The organism is Modestobacter marinus, from assembly GCF_011758655.1.
GTDB lineage: Bacteria > Actinomycetota > Actinomycetes > Mycobacteriales > Geodermatophilaceae > Modestobacter > Modestobacter marinus.
The window spans coordinates 1-14,516 of record NZ_JAAMPA010000001.1 but is presented as its reverse complement, the minus strand read 5'-3'; the positions used below and the strand labels follow the sequence as shown (position 1 = coordinate 14,516).

Annotated in this window: 14 protein-coding genes; 5 read left to right on the top strand and 9 right to left on the bottom strand. The window is 75.5% G+C overall.

The window, feature by feature from the left end; translation table 11 throughout:
- Positions 1–36 precede the first annotated feature (36 nt).
- The 9 genes from FB380_RS00070 to FB380_RS00030 all read right to left on the bottom strand — a co-directional run bounded on the left by FB380_RS00070 (position 37) and on the right by FB380_RS00030 (position 10,274).
- Positions 37–2,013 (bottom strand): V-type ATP synthase subunit I, encoded by a 1,977-nt coding sequence (locus tag FB380_RS00070; protein WP_166753305.1) that lies wholly within the window; start codon positions 2,011–2,013, stop codon positions 37–39.
- Positions 2,014–2,026: 13 nt separating this feature from the next.
- The gene (locus FB380_RS00065) at positions 2,027–2,368 is read right to left on the bottom strand and encodes a hypothetical protein (RefSeq protein ID WP_166753304.1); all 342 of its coding nucleotides are present in this window, start codon (positions 2,366–2,368) and stop codon (positions 2,027–2,029) included.
- Positions 2,365–3,054 (bottom strand): V-type ATP synthase subunit D, encoded by a 690-nt coding sequence (locus FB380_RS00060; RefSeq protein WP_166753303.1) that lies wholly within the window; start codon positions 3,052–3,054, stop codon positions 2,365–2,367. The genes FB380_RS00065 and FB380_RS00060 overlap by 4 nt, the downstream gene beginning before the upstream one ends.
- A 113-nt stretch (positions 3,055–3,167) precedes the next feature.
- Positions 3,168–3,515: an Rrf2 family transcriptional regulator gene (locus tag FB380_RS00055; protein WP_166753302.1), complete on the bottom strand. Its 348-nt coding sequence runs from the start codon at positions 3,513–3,515 to the stop codon at positions 3,168–3,170.
- Positions 3,516–4,300: 785 nt separating this feature from the next.
- The gene (locus FB380_RS00050; protein ID WP_229682010.1) at positions 4,301–4,756 is read right to left on the bottom strand and encodes an ATP-binding protein; all 456 of its coding nucleotides are present in this window, start codon (positions 4,754–4,756) and stop codon (positions 4,301–4,303) included.
- A complete protein-coding gene (locus FB380_RS00045) occupies positions 4,753–6,936 on the bottom strand; it encodes a SpoIIE family protein phosphatase (protein ID WP_166753301.1) in 2,184 nt (727 codons plus the stop codon). The genes FB380_RS00050 and FB380_RS00045 overlap by 4 nt, the downstream gene beginning before the upstream one ends.
- A gap of 102 nt (positions 6,937–7,038) precedes the next feature.
- Positions 7,039–7,788, bottom strand: coding sequence for an aspartate/glutamate racemase family protein (locus tag FB380_RS00040; protein WP_166753300.1), 750 nt, complete (start codon positions 7,786–7,788; stop codon positions 7,039–7,041).
- Positions 7,789–7,874: 86 nt separating this feature from the next.
- Positions 7,875–9,422 carry an NCS1 family nucleobase:cation symporter-1 gene (locus tag FB380_RS00035; RefSeq protein ID WP_166753299.1) on the bottom strand — a complete coding sequence of 516 codons (1,548 nt, stop codon included), beginning with the start codon at positions 9,420–9,422 and terminating at the stop codon, positions 7,875–7,877.
- A gap of 159 nt (positions 9,423–9,581) precedes the next feature.
- Positions 9,582–10,274 carry a GntR family transcriptional regulator gene (locus FB380_RS00030; protein ID WP_166753298.1) on the bottom strand — a complete coding sequence of 231 codons (693 nt, stop codon included), beginning with the start codon at positions 10,272–10,274 and terminating at the stop codon, positions 9,582–9,584.
- Between the two features lie 274 nt (positions 10,275–10,548).
- On the opposite strand from FB380_RS00030, the gene FB380_RS00025 reads away from it, so the two are divergent.
- The 5 genes from FB380_RS00025 to FB380_RS00005 form a co-directional block, all read left to right on the top strand.
- Positions 10,549–12,369 carry a lytic transglycosylase domain-containing protein gene (locus FB380_RS00025; protein WP_166753297.1) on the top strand — a complete coding sequence of 607 codons (1,821 nt, stop codon included), beginning with the start codon at positions 10,549–10,551 and terminating at the stop codon, positions 12,367–12,369.
- Entirely contained in the window at positions 12,366–12,965 is a 600-nt protein-coding gene (locus FB380_RS00020; RefSeq protein WP_166755914.1) for a class I SAM-dependent methyltransferase, read from the top strand. Before FB380_RS00025 ends, FB380_RS00020 begins: the two co-directional genes overlap by 4 nt.
- Before the next feature lie 84 nt (positions 12,966–13,049).
- Positions 13,050–13,748: a prepilin peptidase gene (locus FB380_RS00015; RefSeq protein WP_229682009.1), complete on the top strand. Its 699-nt coding sequence runs from the start codon at positions 13,050–13,052 to the stop codon at positions 13,746–13,748.
- A 206-nt stretch (positions 13,749–13,954) separates the two neighbouring features.
- Positions 13,955–14,176: a Flp family type IVb pilin gene (locus tag FB380_RS00010; protein ID WP_166753296.1), complete on the top strand. Its 222-nt coding sequence runs from the start codon at positions 13,955–13,957 to the stop codon at positions 14,174–14,176.
- Between the two features lie 94 nt (positions 14,177–14,270).
- Positions 14,271–14,516, top strand: a 246-nt coding sequence (locus tag FB380_RS00005; RefSeq protein ID WP_341800150.1) for a TadE/TadG family type IV pilus assembly protein, incomplete at its 3' end; no start/stop codon positions are given.

Genomic DNA, 14,516 nt, shown 5'->3' with positions numbered 1-14,516 from the left:
TCCTCTCGTCCCAGTGGTCCCCGGCGGTCCCGGGTGTCATCGGCCGGCCGGCTCCGGCAGCCGCGGCGGCTGCCGGGCCGGCTCGGGGGTCGGGGTGTGCCACGGGGCGGTGTCCGGGAGCGGTCCGGCCGCCGCGGTGGCCGGTTCCGGGAGGCCGGCGCCCAGCGGGGCGAACAGGCGGCCACCACCGTCGTAGAACGTGCTGAAGAACTCCACGTAGTGCAGTCGCAGCGCCTGGATCATCGGGCTGAAGCCGGCCAACGCCAGGTTGAGCGTGTGGAAGAAGACCGCGATGAGCAGCCCCAGCACCAGCGGGGCCTGCCGCGCCAGCTCGTTGGCCACGATGGCCAGGTACACCGACGCGAGGCCGACAGCGGCCAGCCGCAGGTAGGACAGGACGTGTCCGATGGTCCCGATCAGCTCCAGCGGCCCGAGCAGCACCCCGAGCGCGCCGTGCACCACCGAGATCAGGACGACGCCGACCACGACGGCGGCGGCCGCGAACGGCAGCGCCCCGCCGGGCAGCGCCGACACCACCACACCTGCCAGGGCGAAGAGGCCGGTGAGAGCCAGCAGGGTGCCCGCCCGTTCCAGCACGTGGCCGGTGTGCCGCTGGCTGACGGCGTGCCACAGTCCCAGCAGCAGCCCCAGGACGACGTGCGCGACGCCGACGCCGAGGACGAACAGCAGCAGCGGGGTCAGTGCATCCGGGCCGCCCCGGTAGAACCACAGCGCCGGCATGTCCAGGGCGTAGCGACCGAAGTCGCCGAACAGCTCGCCGTAGAGGAGGCCGAAGACGGTCGCCCAGCAGCCGCCGGCCACGAGCACGCGTCCCAGGTCGGCAGCGACGTCGTGCCGCCCGCCCCAGCGGCGGCGGACCTCCCACCCGATGGCGACCAGCAGCACCCCGTAGCCCACGTCGCCCACCATCATCCCGAACAGCAGGGGGAGGGCCACGGCCATCAGGCCGGTGGGATCGGGGCCGGTGTGGCCGGGCCAGGAGAGGAAGCCGACCAGCCGCTCGAAGGGCCGGAACAGGGGGAGGTTGCGCAGCAGGGTCGGGGGGGTGCCCAGGCGGTGCCGGGCAGCCACCTCGGTCACGACCACCGGGGTACCGAGGCCCCCGACGGCGTCGCGCACCACGCCGACCCGCGAGCGGGGCGTCCACACACGCAGGGCGAACGTCCGGCTGCCCAGGTCGGCCGCGCGGGCCGCCGCCGACCGCTCCGCCTGTGCGGCGAGGACCCCACAGGCGAGCCTCAGCTCCGGCACGGCCGGGGACAGTGCGTCGCGCACCGCCGCCTCCGCCCGGGCCAGTTCCTGCGGGAGGGCCGCCAGCCGCGCGCCGAGGGCATCGACGGTCGAGGCCAACGACTGGCCGGCGTACCCCTCGGGCAGGTCGATGCGGGTGATGCGGTCCCGGCCCAGCAGCTCCTCGACCTCGGCGACCGCAGCCGCGGGCACGACGAGCAGGCAGCTGACCGTGCCCCCATCGGCGGCGCTCACCAGCAGCTGACTGCCCCCCAGCGCCGTGCGCAGTTGCCCGCGCAGCTCGTCCGTGACGGTGCCGTCGGGGTCGTCGAGGACCAGGGCCAGCGTGGCCAGGCGCAACGCGGCCAGCTCGGCGTCGGTGAGCTCGGCGAGCTCGGGCACCAGCGGCAGCAGTGCGGACAGCGACGCCCAGGTCCTCGGCAGGCCGTCGACCTCGGCGCGGAGCCGGTCGACCGCGGCCTGCAGACCGGTGGTGCGGATCTCCTCGAGCTGGACCTGCTGCGCCAGCTCGGCCCGGTCCGGCTCGCGGACCCCAGGGGGCGGGAGCGTGGGGGTGCGGTCGGGCGGGTCGGCCAGCTCGAGCAGTCGGGTGGCCCGGGCCAGCAGCTCGGCGGTGCCGCGGTTCTCGTCATCGGCGGCTGCCGGTCCGCCGGGCACCACCTCGGCGGTGCGGACGGTCTGCAGGCCCGCCAGCACCTGGTCCAGGCGGTCGCGGTGGCCGAGCAGCTCGAGCTGCGTCATGGGGACCTGCACGTCACCGCTCCGTTCCGGGCGGCGTGCCGGGCCGGGGCGGGAGCACCGCTGCGAGGAGGTCGGCCACGTCGTCCCCGGCCGCGGCCTCCGCGACCGTTCGCAGCTCCGCCGACCGCCGGGCGCCGTCGGCCCGGAGCGCGGCTGCGCTCTCCTCCGCCGCGGCGAGCAGCTCGGCGATCCGCCGGCGACCGAGCTCCTCGGCCTCGGCGGCGGCTGCCTCGCGCACCGCCTGTGCCTCGGCCTGCGCCCGGCTGACCACCGCGGTCGCGCTGCGGGCGTCCGCCAGGCGGTCGGCGATCTCATCCTCCAGCCCGCGCACTGCGCGCAGCGTCTCCGTGCTCACCGTCGACCTCCTGTCGTGACCAGCGGCCGCCCACGACCGGTGGGCCGTTCCGAGCTCCCGCGCCGTGCGCGGGCACGAGCGCGGGCGCGTCTGAGGCGCGCGGTCTCCTCGCGCTCGCGCTCCTCGAGCGTCAGCGCGATGCGGCGTGCGTCGGCCCGGAGCCGGGGGATCACCACGTGCTCCAGGCCGTTGACCTGGCGGGTGGTGCGGGAGATCTCCTCGGCCAGCCGGCGCACGGTCAGCTCCAGCGCGGCGAGGTCCAGCAGGCGGTCGACCAGGTCCTCGTGGGCGGCGGCCGCGCGGTCGATCTCCGGGCGGGCGACCGCGGTGGCGTAGCCGCGGTCGAACGCCGTCCGGCGGACGTCTGCGTGCGCGGCGTCCACGACCACCACGCCGGCGACGGATGCGGCGGTCAGCTGCACCCCCACACGGCCGGCCGCGGCGAAGGACGCCGACTCGACCGCTTCGCTGCCCAGCTCGGCCCGCGCCCGGTGCAGCTGGGTCCGCGCCCGGCCGGAGTCCAGTGACATCTCCTCGAGGCGCTGGATCAGCAGCACGCTGCGGCCGTGGAAGGCGCGCACCAGCGCGGATCGCTTGTCCTGCAGCAGGTCCCGCCCCTGCGCGGCCAGGCCGGCCTGCCGACGGCGGGCGAGCAGTTCGCTGCGGGTCGGGCTGGGAGCGGTCATGTGACCTCCGCGGCATGAGCGGCCGTTGCGTCACGGACCGGGTGGTCGGTGACGCCGAATCCTGCTGTTTTGGGAACGAACATACACGAAGTTCAGTTCCCAAGACGGTCACGTCACCACCCTCGGTCCCCGCCGTCCTCGCCGGCCCGCCCGAACGCGGTCAGGAAGGCCCGGACCGTGCGCATCCCGCTCCCCGGATCGACCACCGGACAGTCGAGGTGCACCGTGTAGTGGTTGCGCCGCCCCCGTCGGACGCGGTGCAGGCAGCCGCTGCGCTCCAGGTCCTGCAGCAGGTTGACCGCGGTGCGGGGGGTGACGCCCACGGCGTCGGCCAGTTCGCGGATGCGCGCATCCGGGCGCTGGGCCGCGGCCAGGAGCATCAGGGCGTGGTGGGTGAGCAGCTGCACGGGGTGGTCCGGTCGGGCGTGCGGCCACGGGGTGGCCCGTTCCGTGTCGGCCACGGGGGGTCGGTCGGCGGCTGGGTGGACGCTCGGCTGGTGCGGACGTGCGGCGGGGGTCCCGACGTCCGCGGCCGCGTCCGTGCGGATGGTCACGGTGTGCCGCCCCTCGACTGCCGTGGGGGCGACCCCGCGGCCCGGAGTGTCCTGTCCGATACCAAACAGACGATACTGGATTTACGAGATTGAGTTCGCTAGTATCCAGATGTCGAACTCCCCGTGAGGCGGTGTCACCGATGGCCTACCAGTGTCCGCTGTGCGGACTGCGCTTCAGCTACCGCACGATGCTCAGTTACCACGTCCGCGAAGACCACCGGCCCCAGCGGTCCACCGCACCGTCCCGGCGCACGCCCGCGCCGGCCGGGCCGCCGCCCGGGCCGGATCCACGGCCGTGAACCGCCCGGTGCCAGGGGAGGCCGTCGCGGCCACCGCGGACCCGCTCACATCGCTCACCGTCCTGGGCTGGCTGCTGCTGGCGGCCGTGGTGGTCGCGGCAGTCGCCCGGGTGGCGGGTGCCCGCCCGGACGACGACGCCCCTCCCGCCGGCGGGGGCGGCCGGCCGCAGCGTCGGCCTCCGGTGCGCGGGCAGGCGGGCACCGCGTCGACCGGCGCCTTCCGGTTGCCCCCGGTACCCGGGCGACCTCGGGACCGGGCTGCCCGTCGCGCGACCTCCTCGCGTGTCACCGCCGGTCGTCGGAGGAGGAGTCGTTCCGCGGGTCGGTCCTGCAGCACCGGTCTGCGGCCCGTCGTCCGGACGGCGGACGAGCCGGGCCCGCTGTCCGCAGCGGTCAGTCCACCCCGGTCAGGCTGACGAACCCCCACACGTGCTTGCGGCCGTCCTCGGGGGCCCAGCCGTGGGCGGCGCACAGCCGGGCGATGAGGTGCAGGCCCAGGCCGCCGTGGGCCGGGTCGCGGTCCACCGCGGGCACGGGCTCGTCCCGGGGATCGGCGTCGGTGACGTCGATCAGCCAGCCGGTGAGGGCGCCGGTGACCGTGGTGAACACCGGTGGGAGGCCGTGCCGGACGCCGTTGGACGCCAGCTCCTCGAAGATGAGCAGCAGCCGCTCGACGGCTGCCTCGTCGGCGTCCGAGTCCTCCGGGCTCCGGCCGGCCGGCAGCGCCTCGGCGCGCAGCTGCTGGCGGTAGCGGGTCAGGTCGACGGGGCGGCGCAGCTCCCAGTTCCACGACCGCCACACCTGCAGCGGACGCGGCGGGGTGAGCATCGGCCAGGCGAGGCCGCTCACTCCGACCCCTCCAGCGAGGAGGGCACGACGTTGGGGCCGGCCTCCGCGGGGCGGGGACGGTCCTGCCGGTGCAACCGCACGGCGACCAGCGCGACGTCGTCGTCCGGGCGTCCGTGCACCATCCGGTCCAGCACCCCGTCGACCAGCTCGTCCAGCGAGGCACCGGCCAGGTCCTCGGCGGCCTGGACGAGCCGGGCCAGCCCGTCGTCGAGCGAGGCGTCCCGGCGCTCGATCAGCCCGTCGGTGTAGAGCAGCACGCTGGACCCGCGCTCGAGGGTCTGCACCCGCTCCCGCCGCTGCGCGTTCGGGTCGACCCCCAGGAGCAGGTCGCCCCGGCCGTCGTCCAGCACGGTGACCGCGCCGTCCGGCGAGACGACCAGCGGCGGCGGGTGCCCGGCGCTGGCCCACACCATCCGGGTCACCCCCTCCCGCACCTCCTCCGGCGTCTGCTCGAACCGAGCCACCGCGGCGGTGGCGAGGGTGTGCACCATCAGCGTCTCCATCGACTCGTCGAGGCCGCGCAGCACCTCGGCCGGCCTGGCCCGGCTGTAGGTGGCGATCCCGCGGAGCAGCCCGCGCAACTGGCCCATGGCCGCGGCGGCGGCGGTGTCGTGCCCGACGACGTCCCCGATCACCAGCATGGTCGTGCCACCCGGCTGCAGGAAGGCGTCGTACCAGTCCCCGCCCACCTGGGCGGCCTCGGCGGCGGGCAGGTACCGGACCACGATCTGCGCGTGGTCCGGTTCCGGCGGCTCGGTGAGCAGGCTGCGCTGCAGGCTCTCGGCGATCGTTGCCTGCGCGCTCGCCAGCCGGGCGTTGTCCAGCGCCAGCCCGATCCGGTCGGCGATCTCCTGCGCGGTGGACTCCCATGCCGGGTCCGTCGGCCGGGTGAGCGCGCTGAGCAGGGTCAGCGCACCGAACACGGTGCCGCGACCGCGCAGCGGCAGCTTGAGCGCCCGGGTCTCACCCAGCAGCTCCAGCTGGCGGCGGGCCTCCCCGACGGGCAGGGCCGCCGCCAGCTCGGCGCTCTCGAACGACACCGGCCGGCCGTCCTCCAGCACCTGGGCCAGCGACGTGTGCAGGTGCATCGTCTCCACCCGGGCCGACACGTAGCGGTCGAGCACCGGGCGCAGCGCCGGGTCCTCGTGCGCCCAGCCGGCGTCCCGGGCCCGGCCGTGCTCCTCGGCCACGGTCACGACGCAGGCGTCCGCCAGCGTCGGCACCAGCGTGCGCGGCAGCTCCCGGACGACGGCCATCACGTCGTCGGCCTCGACCAGCTCGGCGTTCACCCGGGCCAGCAGCGCCAGCCGGGCCGCGGAGCGCCCGGCCTCGTCCGCGGTCTGCTGCCGGTCGGTCACGTCGGAGAAGTACAGCGACAGCCCGTCGGGGGTGGGCCAGGCGAGCACCTCGAACCAGGCGTCCAGCGGGGCCGGGTACCACGCGGTGAGCGTCTGCGGTTCGCGGCTCTCCACGGCCTTGCGGTAGGCGGACTCGAACTCGTTGCCCACCGTGTCCGGGAAGACCTCCCAGATCGTGCGCCCCAGCAGCTCGGCCCGGTCACGTCCGAGCAGACGCTCGGCCGCCGCGTTGAACAGGGTGAACCGCCAGTCGGCGTCCATGGAGAGGAACCCCGAGGGCATCGCCTCGACCGTGCGGGAGGTGCGCCGTTCCGTCTCGCGGGCGGCCTCCACCTCCCTGGTGCGGGCGCTCAGCTCGGCCTGCAGCTGGTGGACCTGCGCCGCCCGGTGGTCCTTCTCGCCGTCCGGCCGGGTGGCGCCCTGCTCGCGGACGAAGTCGGTCAGGTCGTCGACCCGCTGCACGAACGCGGTCACCTCGCCGGCGTCGTCCAGGACGGGGATCGCGATCAGCGCCCACCAGCGGTCCTCGACCAGCCCGGTGCCGGGCACCACCAGCGGGTAGCGCTCGATGGGCAGCCCGTCGGGCCGGCCGGTGCTGCGGGCCCGCTCGAAGGAACGGGCGATGTAGGGGACGCCGTCGGGGTCCAGCGCGTCCGGGCCCGGCGGGAACGCGGTGAACAGCTCGGTGCCGACGATCTGCTCCGGCTCGACCCGCATGGTGCTCAGGTACGCCGGGTTCGCGTACCGGATCACCAGGTCCGGGGTGAGCACCAGGTGCGGCGCCGGCAGCGCAGCGAACAGCTGCGCGAAATCAGGGTCCACGGCCTTCTCTCTCGCCCGCCCCGGTGCTGGACGTGCCAGGGACTCCGTCGAGCAGTGTCCCAGAGGGAGCGGGAGCGGGCCGGGCGGCGCAAGGGGACGGCGTCAGTGCACGGGCACGGCCTCCGGGACGCCGAACTCCGACAGCGCACCGGAGTAGCGCTTCGGCGGGGGCGGCGCGTACTCCCCGCGCTTGCCGGTGCGCAGCCCCAGCCGCACCAGCCCCTCGACGGTGGTGACCGCCGCCGCCACCCCGTCGATCACCGGCACCCCGATCCGCACGGTGAGCTCCGCGGCGAGGTCGGCCATGCCCGCGCACCCCAGCACGATCGCGTCGACGCCCTCGGTCGCCACGACGTCGGCGCACTCGGCGGCGATCCGCGAGCGCGCCGCCGGATCGGTCTCCAGCGCCAGGACGGCGATCTCCACCGCCCGCACGGTGCGGCACTGCTCGCGCACCCCGTACCGGGCAGCCAGCTCCCAGGCCCGGCCGGTGGTCCGCCGCAGCGTCGTCACCACCCCGAAGGTCCGCCCCAGGTACGTCGCCGTCCGCATGCCGGCCTCGGCGATGCCGATGACGGGGCCGGTCGCGACCTCCCGTGCGGCGTCCAGCCCGGGGTCGCCGAAGCAGGCGACCACGTGCCCGGCGGCGCCGGCGGCCTCGCCGACCGCGATCTGGGCGAGCAGCCCGGGCACGGCGAGCGCCTCGTCGTAGTGGCTCTCGATGGAGGCCGGCCCCATCTCTGGGTGCACCGCGACGACCGCGGTGCCCGGGCCGGCGGCGGCCCGGGCACTGCGCCCGATCAGGTCGGTCATCGACGCGGTGGTGTTCGGGTTGACGACCTGGATCAGCAAGATCTTCTCCCGTTCAGCTGGTCGGTCGGCCCCCTCTCAGGGGCCCGCCCCGAGCTTGCGAGGGGTGGGGGGGAGGGGGTCCTTGGTCAGGCGCGCGTTCCGTCGGAGACGCCGGCCTCGGCCGGGTCCAGCTGCGGCATCATCGGCCGCACCCGCTCCAGCCCGGCGAAGAGCACGAACCCGAGGCCGCAGCCGATGAACCAGCCGTAGTCGCCCACCCCGGTGAACAGGCTCAGCAGGATCGTCGGGACGCCCGCGAAGACCACGGCGAGGACGGCGTTCGGGTTGTAGCCGCCGCGGAACCAGTACCGGCCGGTCGGGGACATCGAGTACATGTCGTCGACCGCGACCCGCTGCCTGCTGGCCAGGTAGTAGCCGGCGATCAGGATGCCGAACAGCGGGCCGATCAGGCTGCCCAGGATGCCGAGGCTGAACCGGATGCCCTCGGCGCTGTCGTACCAGTTCCACGGGGTGAGCAGCACCGACCCGACGGCGGCGATCATCCCGCCGGCGCGCCAGCTGATCTTCTGCGGCGCCACGTTGGAGAAGTCGAACGCCGGGGCGATGAAGTTGGCGACGATGTTGATGCCGACCGTCGCGATCACGAAGGTCAGCCCGCCGAGCAGGATGGCGAACGTGGAGTCGATGGCCTCCACGGTGGCGATCGGGTCGGTGATCAGCTCACCGAACACCGGCACGGTCGCCGAGGCGCAGACCACGGTGAGCAGGGAGAAGAACAGGAAGTTCAGCGGCAGGCCGAGCAGGTTGCCGCGCTTCACCGCGGCGAAGCTCTTGCCGTACCGGGCGAAGTCACCGAAGTTCAGCATCGGGCCGGAGAAGTAGGAGACCACCAGCGCGATCGCGCCGAGCATCGTGGAGACCGTCGCCCAGCCGCTCAGCGTCGGGCCGGTGTGCAGGCTCAGGTCGATGTTCGACCAGCCGGCCTCCGAGACCAGGTAGCCCGCCAGGATGATCATGACGACGTAGACGGCCGGGCCGGCGACGTCGATGAACCGCCGGATCGTCTCCATGCCCCGCCAGAACAGCGCCGCCTGCGCCACCCACAGCACGGCGAAGGAGATCCAGCCCAGCGCGGCCAGCCCCAGGAACGACGGCTCGAGCAGCGCCTCCGCGCCGGGGACGAACTTCAGCCAGATGATGTTCAGGCTGCTCGCGGCCAGGAAGGTCTGCACGCCGTACCAGGCGACCGCGATCAGGCCGCGGATGATCGCCGGGATGTTGGCGCCCTTGACGCCGAAGACGGCGCGGTTGATCACCGGGTACGGGACGCCGGTCTGCTGGCTGGGCTTGGCCACCAGGTTGACGAACACCTGCACGATCACGATCCCGACGACCAGTGCGATGAGCACCTGCCAGGCTGCGATGCCCAGGGCGAAGAGGCTGCCGGCGGTGACGTACCCGCCGACGCTGTGCACGTCGGACATCCAGAACGCGAAGATGTTGTAGGAGCCCCAGCGCTGCTGGCGCAGCGGCGCGAGGTCCGCGTTGGTGAGCCGGGGGTCGTGGTCGGCGCCGATCAGGGCGCCGCCGGGTGCGGCGGCCGAGGGCGCCGTCCCGAGCGGGGCGGGGACGTCGGTCGCGAGCGCCACCGGCTCGGGGGACGTGGTGGTCATGGGGGCTCCTGCGGATCGTCGGCTGGTGCGGGCAGCGGCGGGTCACGAGCTCGTCGGTGTCCCAGGAGTGGCGGGGGAGCGGCCGTCCGGGAGCGACGGCGCGAACGCTAGGGAGCCGGTGTTGCCCCCGGATGTCCGCGCGGGTATATCCGCAGCGGCTCAGCTGTCGGCCGGGATGCCGGCGACGATCTCCTGCAGCCGGGCGTAGTGCGCGCCGGTCACCGTGGTCAGGGCCGCGGCGTCCCCGGCGGCGAACGCGTCGAGCATGGCGACGTGGTCGGCGGCCAGCGCCTCCGTGGCGGCGGCCGACGCGTGGGACATGGGCCGCCCCGGCTCGGTGACGTTCCAGGCGCGCTCGAACATCTGCAGCAGCCGGTGCATCTGGCACGGCCCGATCAGCGCCAGGTGGAAGCGCCGGCTCCAGCGGTGGTGGTCGTCGGCCCCGCCCGCAGCGGTCGCCGCCTCCAGCTCCCGCAGTGCCGCCGCGGCGACGGCGACGTCCTGCGGGGTCGCGCGCGGCACCGCAGCGGCCTGGGCGGCGGCCTCCAGCGAGGCCCGGACGACGTAGAGCTCGGCGAGCTCGGCCCGGCTCAGGCGGGCGACGACGTAGGCGCCGCGGACCTCGTGCTCCACCAGCCCCTCGGCCACCAGCGTCTTGAGCGCCTCCCGGACCGGGATCCGGCTCAGCGAGAACCGGGCGGCGACGTCGTCCACCGGGATCGCTGCGCCGGGTCGGACCCGGCCGGACAGGATGGCCGCCCGCAGCTCCGCCAGCACCAGCGACTGCGAGGGCGTGTCCCGGGCGCTGGCCAGCGCGGCGACCCAGGGCGCGGGAGGGCGCTGCCGCGACATCCGCTGCCCTCCTGTCGACCCGGAGGCCGGGACGCTAGCGGCTGCGTGTTTCCGGCACGTTGACTCCTCGCCCGCACCGGGGTGGGCGAAGACCACGACTGGCTGCCGGGAGTTCACCGGAAGGGCATGGCGCTGGAGGGGCGGCCGGTTTACGGTCGTCCTCGTCCGGAGGCCGGCCATCACTCGATGCGGGCCCGGGCGCAGCAGGTTGACGGCCACAGGGGGAACTGGTGCCTGACCTCATGCCACTCGAGCACGTGCTGGTCCACGGCTGATGAGCCGGGCCCGCCGCGGACGGCGCACGACGACCAGGGCGACCCGGGTGCGTGCGCCCGGCATCGTCGCCAGCGCGGGCATCACCACCGCACTGGTCGCCTTCCTCCCCGCGGCCAGCGCCGCACCAGGGGTGGCGCCGGCACCGTCGCAGTCCCCGCGCCTGACGGCCGTGGAGGCGGACGCGCTCGTGCCCCGCCCGCCGTCCGGTCCGCGGGACGAGTCCGTGTCCACGCTGGAACCACCGCTGGAACCGTCGCTCGAACCGCTGCTCCAGACCGTGGCGCTCGGGACCACCGCCGACCCCGCCGCCGACCCCGCCGCCGATCCCGGCAGCGCCCCGGAGGCCGCCGCAGCCCCGACCGGCGAGCCCTCGCCGCTGGCCGCCAGTGGCATCCCGTCGACCGCCCTGGTGGCCTACCAGAACGCCGCCGCGCTCTCCGCCGACTGCGGCATCAGCTGGACGCTGATCGCCGCCATCGGCCGGGTCGAGTCCAACCACGGGCGTTTCGCCGGCGCCGTCCTGCACACCGACGGGCTGTCGAGCCCGCCGATCATCGGCATCCCGCTCGACGGCACCAACAACACCGCCCTGATCCTGGACTCCGACGACGGCCTGCTGGACGGCGACACCGTCTACGACCGCGCCGTCGGGCCCATGCAGTTCATCCCGACCACGTGGGCGATGTACGACAGCGACGGCAACGGCGACGGGCGCCGCGACCCCTTCAACATCAACGACGCCGCCGTCGCCACCGGCAGGTACCTCTGCGCTGCCGGGGGAGACCTGTCCACGCCGGAGGGCCAGGCGGAGGCCGTCTTCGCCTACAACCACTCCGACAGCTACGTCGCGACGGTGCTGGAGCTGTCCGCCACCTACGCCGGGACGGCGCCGGAACCGGTGCCCACCCCGGACGGGCCGGCGCCGACCGTGCCCCCGGCCGCGCCCGCCCCGCCGCCGGCCCTGGACCCGCCGCCCGCCGTCGACCCGCCGCCGGCGGTCGAGCCGCCGGTCGACTCGGTCGAGCCCCCGCCGCTCCTGGCCGCGCCGGAACCGCCGGCCGAGCCGGCCCCGCCGGCCGCGCCGGAACCGCCGGCCGAGCCCGCCCCGGTTCCTGAGCCCGCCCCGGCTCCCGCGCCGGAGCCGGAGCCCGTGCCCGCCCCGGCTCCCGAGCCGGAGCCCGTGCCCGCCCCGGCTCCCGAGCCGGAGCCCCTGCCCGCCCCGGCTCCTGAGCCGGAGCCCGTACCTGCGCCGGAGCCCGCGCCGGCACCGGAGCCCGCCCCGGCGCCCGCGCCGGAGCCGGAGCCCGCCCCGGCGCCCGCGCCGGAGCCGGAGCCCGCCCCGGCGCCGGAGCCGGAGCCCGTGCCCGCGCCGGAGCCCGTGCCCGCCCCGGCTCCCGAGCCTGTGCCGGCCCCGGAGCCTGCGCCCGCCCCGGAACCGGAGCCGAGCTCCGGGCCGGTCCTGTGCGGCGTCCAGTTCTCGCCGGCCGAGCCGGTCGTCGTCGACGTGGTCGACGGCACCGGTGACCCGGTGCTGGTCGAGGCGGTGACCCGGGTCCTCACCGACGCCGGTCTCACGCTCGGCACGGTCAGCAGCGCCGACGTCGACCACTCGGCGATCGAGCACCTGGAGAGCCAGGAGGAGCCGGTGCGGCAGCTGGCCGAGGCGCTCGGAGCGGTCTCGCTGCTCCGGCCCGCGACGGGGGAGCACCTCACCGTCGTCCTGGGCTCGGCCGACGCGGCTGCGCTGGCCGAGGAGCTGACCACCCTCGCCGCCGAGTCCTGCGACACCGCCCCCACTGACACGGAGGCGACCGACTGACCGGCAGCGACACCCAGACGTTCTTCTCCTCCCGGGCCGCCACCTGGGAGGAGAGGTTCCCCGACGACGGGCCCCGGTTCGAGCGGGCCGTCGCCGAGCTGGGGGTGCGCGCCGGGGACGCCGTCCTCGACGCCGCCTGCGGCACCGGGCGGGCCCTGCCGGTGCTGCGTGCCGCCACCGGACCGGCCGGCCTGCTCGTCGGCCTGGACCTGACCGCGGAGATGCTCACCGAGGCGCGGCGACGGGGACGCGGGGAGCTCGCACACCTGGTCCGCGGCGACGTCACCCGGCTGCCGTTCGCGGACCGGTCGTACGACGTCCTCTTCGCCTCCGGTCTGGTCTCCCACCTGCCCGATCCCGAGGACGGTCTGCGCGAGCTGGCCCGGGTGGCCGCCGACGGCGCCCGGCTGGGGCTGTTCCACCCGGTCGGGCGGGCCGCGCTGGCCCGGCGGCACGGCCGGGAGCTCACCCCCGACGACGTGCGCAGCGAGCCGCGGATCCGGGAGCTGCTCAGCCGCACCGGATGGCGCGTCACCGAGGTCGACGACGCCGAGGACCGGTGGCTGGTCACGGCAGCGAGGCGCGGGCGCAGGTAGCCGACCGCCTCGCGCCTGCCCGGGGGAGTGGCGTGCGCGTGTCACCCTGTGCGGCGTGCTGCCCCCGACCCGGCCCTCCCTGACGTGAGCGGCGCCCTGCTCGCCGTCGTCGTCGCCGGGGCCGGCGGGGTCCTCGCCGGCCGGGTCGTCGACTCGCTGGCGCTGGTCGCCCCCCGACGCGCGGGCGCCGGCGAGGGCGCGGTCGCGGTCCGCATCGACCGGCGGGCCCGCGCGATCGGGGCCCCGTGGCCGGAACTGACCGGGGCGCTCTGCGCGGCCGCGGTCACCCTCCGGTTCGGCTGGACGGCGCAGCTCCCCGCGTGGCTGTGGTTCGTCGCCGTCGGCCTGCTGCTCACCGTCGTCGACCTGCGCGAGCAGCTGCTGCCCAACCGGGTGCTGCTGCCCGGGCTGCTCGGCGGCCTCGCCCTGCTGGCCGTCGCCGCCGGGGTGGACGGCGACGCGGCGGGCCTGGGGCGGGCGGTGCTGGCCGGGGGAGCCGCCTTCGCGGTGCTGCTGGCGATGGCGCTGATCTCCCCGAGCGGCCTCGGGATGGGCGACGTGAAGCTGGCCGGGCTGCTCGGCCTGTACCTGGGCTGGCTCGGCTGGCCCGTCGTGGTGGCCGGGTTCTTCCTCGGCTTCCTGCTGCAGGCCGTGGTCGGGCTGACGCTGCTCGCCGCCCGGCGGGTGGACCGGCGGACCGGTCTGCCGTTCGGGCCGGCGCTGCTCGGCGGGGCCCTCGCCGCCGCGCTGCTGGCCGGGGACTGGGTCCTGCTCCTGCCGTGACCGGTCGGGTCGCCGCTGTCCTGACCGACAGCGGCGGGTGACGCCGGGCGCCCCCGATCGGGCGTCCCCCCGGCGCCGTCCCCCTTCGGGGTGAGCGGTCCCGCTACCGGCTGTGGTTCCCGTTGCGGACGTCCGAAGTGCTCCATGACGACCGCGTCCGGGTCACCTGACCCGAGCAGGCGACGGTCGAGCCCCTGGAGATCACTGTGGCCCACCTGTTCCAGACGCTGTGCACGCTGTCCTACCTCACCGCCGACCGCGCGACCGACCGCGTCGCCGGCCGGCTCAAGGCGCTCAAGGAGGAGGAGACCGGCGCCTCCGCCGTCGAGTACGCCCTGCTCGTCGGGCTCATCGCGGTCGCCCTCATCGGGGTGATCATCGCCCTCCGTGGCCGCATCGAGGCGATGTTCAACGCGGTCGTCTTCTGACCTCGTCGATCCACTCCTCGCGGGGACCGGCGGCGCGGTCGGCTGACCGCGCCGCTGTCCCGGCCCCACCCCTTCTCCCGACAGGAGCACGACCGTGTCCGGTACGACCGCGTGGCGACGCCACCGCGCCGGCCAGCGCCTGCTGGCCGAACGCGGCGCGGCGATCGTCGAGTTCGCGCTCGTCCTGCCGGTGCTGCTGGTCCTGCTGCTCGGCATCGTCGAGTACAGCCTGGCGTTCAACGCGCAGGCGACCCTGTCGGCGGCGGCCCGGGAGGGTGCCCGCACGATGGCGCTGGCCAACAACGTCGGCCAGGCCCGCACCGCGGCACAGAACGCGGCG